This window comes from Armatimonadota bacterium (assembly GCA_036504095.1).
Taxonomy (GTDB): Bacteria; Armatimonadota; DTGP01; order JAKQQT01; family JAKQQT01; genus DASXUL01.
Genome location: DASXVS010000034.1, coordinates 1 through 6,480 on the forward strand (window position 1 = coordinate 1; position 6,480 = coordinate 6,480).

The window sequence follows — 6,480 nt, forward strand, 5'->3', positions numbered from 1 at the left end:
GCGGCACGCAGCAATCCTCCTTCGGCAGCGCATGGCGGCTCCGCAATTGCCCATCCGCCACGTCCTGCTGGACACGCCTCTCATCGTTCGGGCGTCGACCGTGCCCGAAACCGTCCAACTCGCGGAACTCCCCGAGGAGACTTGGTCGTCGCAAACGGCCAACGCGCTCACAACGAGGGTTCCGAACGCGCTTACGCGAATCACCAACTAACTGAAACGAATTCACGACGCACTGACCCGCAGACCGGTCCTTCGGGAGACCTACTAGATTCCGAATTCCGTAAACGGGCACAGGGCTTGAGCACCAGCGGGCGACGCCGAAACGCGGCGTCCGCACTCTGGGAGGGAGCGCGGCATTCCACCCCGTCACCGCTCCTTCCGCATGTAATCGTTGGCAGACTCCGGCAGAAATGCCGGCAACATTAGATCACCCGTCTTACTCAGAAAGGAAAACAGCCTGTCATGAACAGACGCCTTCCCACTCAGTGGGTGCCCGGTCTCATTGCGCTGCTTTTGCTCGCATTGTGGCCGGCCATCAGCGCCCGAGCCACCAACCTGGCTCTCGGCAAACCCGCCTTCGCGTCGTGGAACAGTCCCGTCGCCGGGACCGGCACGGACGCAACAGCCAACCTCACCGATGGCAACTTCACCACGGCCTGGAACAACGCCGGCTCTCCTAACACTGGCAACGACCAGGCGGGCGTAGACCTGGGCGCTATCAAGAGCTTCCACTACGTCCGTTTGAACTGGACTGCGGATCACGCGACCGCCTTCACCGTTGAAGTTGGAGACGCCGTGGACACGGATCCCACCTCGTTCTTCTATGGAACGGGTGACTGGTCCATCGTCTACACACGCACAACGGATCCCGCCGGATTCAATACCGGTCGGGATTTCATCGATATTGGCGCGCAGTCGCACCGGTATGTGCGCATTGCCGGTACCGTCAGCAGCAATACGAGCACAGTCTGGGGAATCAATGAACTCCAGGTGCTGGACGTTGTCCCCACGATCTCCGGTACGGTATCCGCCAGCGGTTCACCCGTGGCGAACGCCCTGGTGGCCTTGAGCGGCCCCACGGATTCGGGCAACCCGGCCCCATTCCTTTCCTCGTCCGTCGTGAGCGACGCCAACGGACACTACATCATCAACGGCGTTGATCCCGGAACATACACCCTCACCGGTTCGAAGCCTGGCAAGTTCGGGCCTTCGCAGGTTCCCGGCGTCGTCGTCGGCGCCACCGGCACCGTCACCCAGGACATCACGCTGACAACCACCGTCAGCAACGTCACGGCATCGATGCCCGCCTACAATCTGGACTACATCGCCGGACCTGGCGATCCGACCGGACAGGCGAATGCTAACGCTAACAGCCTGGCGCTCCCGGCGGACGAATTGCCGACAGGCAACGCCGTGTGGGCGACCAGTACCGCATTGCCGGCCGGCGGCACCATTGGGCCGAATCTTTCGCAGGACCTCAGCTTCTTCTTCCCGCCCACCGCTAACGGCAGCAACAACGTCGTCTCCGCGGAGAACGCCGTCATCCCGTTCCCGAACGGCCACTACACCAGCATCTATGTGATGCAGGTGGCAGGTGACGCCCCGTACTACACAAATGCGACCCTGAATTATACAGACGGATCGTCTACAGTCGTCGCAACGTCATCGGGCAATACTCTCTACGCATTCCATACCGGCACGTCCGCTCCCGGCGAAGACGAAGTCGCGGCCATCACCGTTGACAAACTCTACAACGTGGGGAACGGCACCACCGATACCGCCCCGGGTGATGTCCCGTACACCATCTTCGTGCGCACGATTCTCGTGGACAAGACCAAGGCCCTTGCGAACCTCACGTTCGGCGGCATTCAGGCCGGTCCGGGAAGCATGACCACCTCCAAGGGCCACATCATTGCCTATTCCGCCGACACGATCGACACGCCCCAGGCCAGAGGCTCCATCACCGGAACCATCACAGGCCCGGCAGGTCAGCCCGTTACCGGCGCATTGGTGAAGTACCTGAGCTATCAGATCACTACCGGCGCCTCCGGCACCTACGCATTCAACGGCATTCCTGCCGGCGCCGCAACGATCACGGCCAGCAAGCCCGCCAACTTCGCCGCCAAGAGCACCACGATCACCCTCACCGCCGGCCAGAACGCCATCGTGAACATCCAGTTCCTGGCGCCCATCCCGGTGGTTACCGATCCGCTGAGCGGCCCGAACTGGGACATGGTCAGCACCGACGCCAACTACGGCGACTTCACGGCTACCGGCTGGATGCTGGGCCGGGAATACATCCCGACCGGACTGTTCAGCCCGGACGTCCCCGGATCCAACACTCCCAGCAATACGACCTTCATCGTTAATACGGGCGCGCCTTCCGCGCTTCCGTTCGACTTCGGCGATATCAAGGATACCCCCATCCTCACGGGCCAGCCCGGCTACCCGGCCGGCGGCACGCCGTGCGGCGTCGTTCTCCAGGGCGCTCAGTTCCTAGCGCCCCCGGCCCAGATCACGAACGTCTACTTTGTCGAGTCCGGCATTGAAGGCTCCTGCAGCGTGCAGGCTACTCTCCACTACGCCGACGGCACCTTCGAGAAGAAGATCGCCGCCGTCTCGGACTGGTTCGGCAGCTCTTCGCCAAATGAGCTTCCCTACCTTATCATGCGTGGACGCCACTCCCGGACCGGCGAGGCCAATGTCGGCGGCAGCATCAAGCTGAACGCCCTGGTCGTCCCCGTCAACTCCGCCAAGCAGCTCCAGGACGTCACCTTCTACGAGGCCTCCCAGCCGCAGGTTTACCCCTCCGTGCTGGCCCTTGCCTGGGAGACGACCACCCAGCAGCCCGCATCCAGCGACATTGAAGTTGTCGTGAAGAACGCGGACAACACCCCGGCCGCCGGCGCTCTGGTGAACCTCGGGTTCTACAACACCAAGGCGGACGCGAACGGCGTCGCCGTGTTCCGCGGCATCCCCGCCGGCCTCACCATCGGCGTGGGCGCCTTCATACCGGGCGTTACCAAGCAGGCTCGTGTTGACGGCCACCTGGTTCCGAGCGGTAAGAAATACAGCTCAACCGGCACCGACAACGCCGACATCATCAACCTGACGCTGAACGGCGGAGCGCCGATCAACGTCGGAATGCAGCTTGCGTACAACTTCGACATGCTGTCCAACGCGGATATGCCTGGCGACTATGCGTGCCGCGCATCGTTCCAGAATGACTGGGGCATGGACGAGGCCGCTATGACCTTCCCGTCCAACGGCACCACCACCTACCCCGGCCTCGGCTCCATGGTGTTTAACACGCCTCACCGCGAGACCGGCTTCAATAACGTACTCCGCCAGAACGGCCAGACGGCAACCGTCGTCCCGGGCCACTACTCCTCACTCAGCATCGTCGACATCGGCGCCGGCGTCGGCGGCGACCATCCCACCCTGTTCTTCGTCACGTTCAACTACGCCGACGGCACGTCGGAGCAGGTTCAGTACACAACTCAGGACTGGGTCCTCAACTTCACGACATCGGACGTTGCCAACGTCAACCTGTTCTTCCGCACGTATTGGGCGGGGTCATCGAACAACCCGTTCTACTCACCCAACCGGCGAAACTACGACGGCGGCGTCCAGGCGCTTGGCGTTGCCGGCCTCGCGAATGTGCTTCCGGTCAACGCCGGCAAGGTTCTGACCAGCTTCACCCTCTTGCCGATCTTGCGCGATTACAGCAACGACGACCAGGAAATCTTCGCAGCTACGCTTGAAGCCAACGATCTCACCGGCACCGCCGGAACGATCACCGGCACCGTGACAGGCCAGCCTTTGGGCGCAGCCTCCGCCGGTCCTATCGCGAACGCGATGGTATCCGTCGATGCGTTCCACGGCGTTTACACCGATGCCAGCGGTAACTTCACCTTGACGAACGTTCCCACCGGCCCCGCTACGATCACCGTTCTCCCCTACGGCACCGGCATCCTTACCAAGACCTTCCCGGTAACGGTGGCCTCGGGCGCGAACGCGGTCGGCACCCTTTCCGTCGGAGCGGCCGTCACGCAGGTTTCCTGCGTTCTCGGCGCCACCAACACCGAAAGCGGCCTTCACCAGATCGAGGGCAATGTCCTTCCGTACGGCTATTCCGCACCGGACAGCCAGACCATTCCTGTGACGGTTCAGGGCAATACGGCCCGCCAGACGCTCACCAACGGAACGTACATTTACTTCCGAGTTGATCCGGGCTGGCTCTACCGTGGCAAAATCAGCGACCAGGGCCTCACGGTCGTCGGCGCTGGAACCCCGACCCAGACCATTCCGAAGCTCGCCCCGGACACCTACGTCCGGATCGAATACCTTGACCGTGGAACCGATACTTTCCGCATCCAATTCAATACGATGGAGAAAGACACCGCGGCAGGTTTCGACAGCATCCGCATGACCAACGCGTACACCAACGGCAATGGTCCAATCGGCAACCTCGGCAATACCTTCGTAACCAAAACCGGAACCAACACGTGGAAGACCTTCACGTATCACCTGGATCCGACGGTTGCGGGCAATGCCTTCGGCGCTTATCATGGCGAAAACCTCCACGCCGACTTCCGCATCTCCGGACGTTCCGATGGCCTTCCCGAGATTATTCGGAGCGTCGTCGTGTCCGTTTCGCCGAACATCGTTCCTCCGGTAGCCCCGGCCGGCGCGGCGGACATCCTCCGGGTGTACGGCGGCCTGCAGGCGGCTCCGCTCAACACACCGTCCTCTATGTGGCCGACCTATGACCTCAACGGCGACGGCGTGGTGAACTTCAAGGACGCCATCAAGTCAGTCAAGCCGTAAGCACGGCAAATGACCAACTCCCGCGTCCCTCCTCCACCCCCGGGTGGAGGAGGGACGCCCTTACCCCGGTATTGCACCTGGAACGGAACAAACGTATTGAATTACCGCTTTATCAAGCAGAGGCGCGGCTCACGGTCGGAGGGAGGAAACAATATGAGAAGAAGAGCTTTTACGCTCATCGAACTGCTGGTGGTCATCGCGATCATCGCTATCCTGGCTGCCATCCTGTTCCCTGTCTTCGCCAGGGCGCGCGAACGGGCCATGGTTACGACATGCATCAGCAACAATAAACAACTGGGCACGGCCATGCTGTTGTACATGGACGATTCTGACAACACTCTCCCTGTATGGGCGCTCGGAAACGTGACGCCGCCGGCAGGGTTTCAAACCTACACATGGGACGTGGCGATCTTCCCCCTCGTCAAGTCAAAGAAGTCATTCACCTGCCCCTCGAACAAGTCTATTCAGGCTCGACAGGCGACAGACGCGAACCCTGTACGCTCGTACACATTGCCCCAGAACGTCAGCGGGATGTCCATCTCCAAGATGAAGATCCCTTCCAAGACGGTCATCCTTTATGAAAAGGGGAGAGAACTCTGCGGCGTCGGTTCTGACGCCACGGGAGAATGGTTCGACCAGACCGGACAGGGCGCTACCAACGTACTGCACCAGTACCCCAAGGATCCCACAAAGTGGGGCTTTGCGCACGGCAGCGGAACCGGACAGGGCAAGGTATTCCTCTTCGCGGACGGCCACGCGGCCTTCTATACCGCAATGGTGGCGTCTCCGAGCACCACAAACCCATTCTGCTACTTATTCCCGAACAGCGCTACAGGCTCCGCACCGAACGGGACAGCATACAACTGGCCGCGCACAACGGGCTGGGGATACTGCGGATCGGCGGACGGTTCTCACGCCGGCGCCCCGACCTTTGCCGGAGCCAATCTACCCGATTCCTAGAACGTGTCAGGCTCCAACCCCTTCCGTCGAATCCTTCGGGCGCCCGTTCCAGGGCGCCCGACTTGTTTCCGGGTCCAATCATGGGCCAAAATCGAGCCGGCCCGAAACGTCCCCTGCGCGGCTCCCCCCGACGCGACGGCAAGCTGTGCCGCGGCGAACCGCCGAATCACCGCGTACGCTCCATCGCGAAAACCGCCCAGGATGCCTCATGAAGAAAATTCACGCAAATTCATCCAGCATGTAGGTTTTACGACCGTATAAGTGTATTTCCTTATATGAATTGTGGTACAGGTTTGGCTAGTCCTTGACCAAAAGTCGGAAGACGGTCTGTTGAAGAAACTCGACCCCTACCCCATTCTTGAATCCCGCATTCGCGCGGGAGTCTACGCCCAGGGCGCCTGGCTCACCCCGGAACGCGAACTCGCCCGGGAGTTCGGGGTCCACCGCCAGGCCATCCGGCGCGCCGTCGCGCGTTTATCCGAAATGGGTCTCCTCGAGCGCCGGGCGGGCCACCGCCCCATCGTCCGCCGGCCGGACAGTATCTATTCGCCTCCCAACATCGTCGCCTTCCTGATGGGCAACGAGCCCCTGTTCCGCTCCTTCCAGGCCATCCTCAAAGGCTGCGAACAGGAACTCGTGGGCGCCGGCTACCGCCTCATGTTCGTCGACACGTACGCCGAGAGCGAGGAA

The 6,480-nt window shown here is 61.6% G+C and carries 4 protein-coding genes; all 4 read left to right on the top strand.

Annotated elements, in window-relative coordinates; all coding sequences use genetic code 11:
- The coding region (locus VGM51_06890) for a hypothetical protein (GenBank protein HEY3412768.1) at positions 1-211 on the top strand (211 nt) is incomplete at its 5' end.
- 251 nt (positions 212-462) lie between these two features.
- On the top strand, positions 463-4,830 hold the full coding sequence (locus VGM51_06895) for a carboxypeptidase regulatory-like domain-containing protein (protein HEY3412769.1): 4,368 nt from the start codon (positions 463-465) through the stop codon (positions 4,828-4,830).
- Positions 4,831-4,983: 153 nt separating this feature from the next.
- Positions 4,984-5,790 carry a prepilin-type N-terminal cleavage/methylation domain-containing protein gene (locus VGM51_06900; GenBank protein ID HEY3412770.1) on the top strand — a complete coding sequence of 269 codons (807 nt, stop codon included), beginning with the start codon at positions 4,984-4,986 and terminating at the stop codon, positions 5,788-5,790.
- Positions 5,791-6,120: 330 nt separating this feature from the next.
- On the top strand, positions 6,121-6,480 hold a 360-nt coding region (locus VGM51_06905; protein ID HEY3412771.1), incomplete at its 3' end, for a GntR family transcriptional regulator.

Excerpts from the sequence above, each read along its gene's own strand:
- VGM51_06900 (HEY3412770.1), top strand. The coding sequence starts at position 4,984 with ATGAGAAGAAGAGCTTTTACGCTCATCGAACTGCTGGTGGTCATCGCG.
- VGM51_06895 (HEY3412769.1), top strand. The coding sequence starts at position 463 with ATGAACAGACGCCTTCCCACTCAGTGGGTGCCCGGTCTCATTGCGCTG.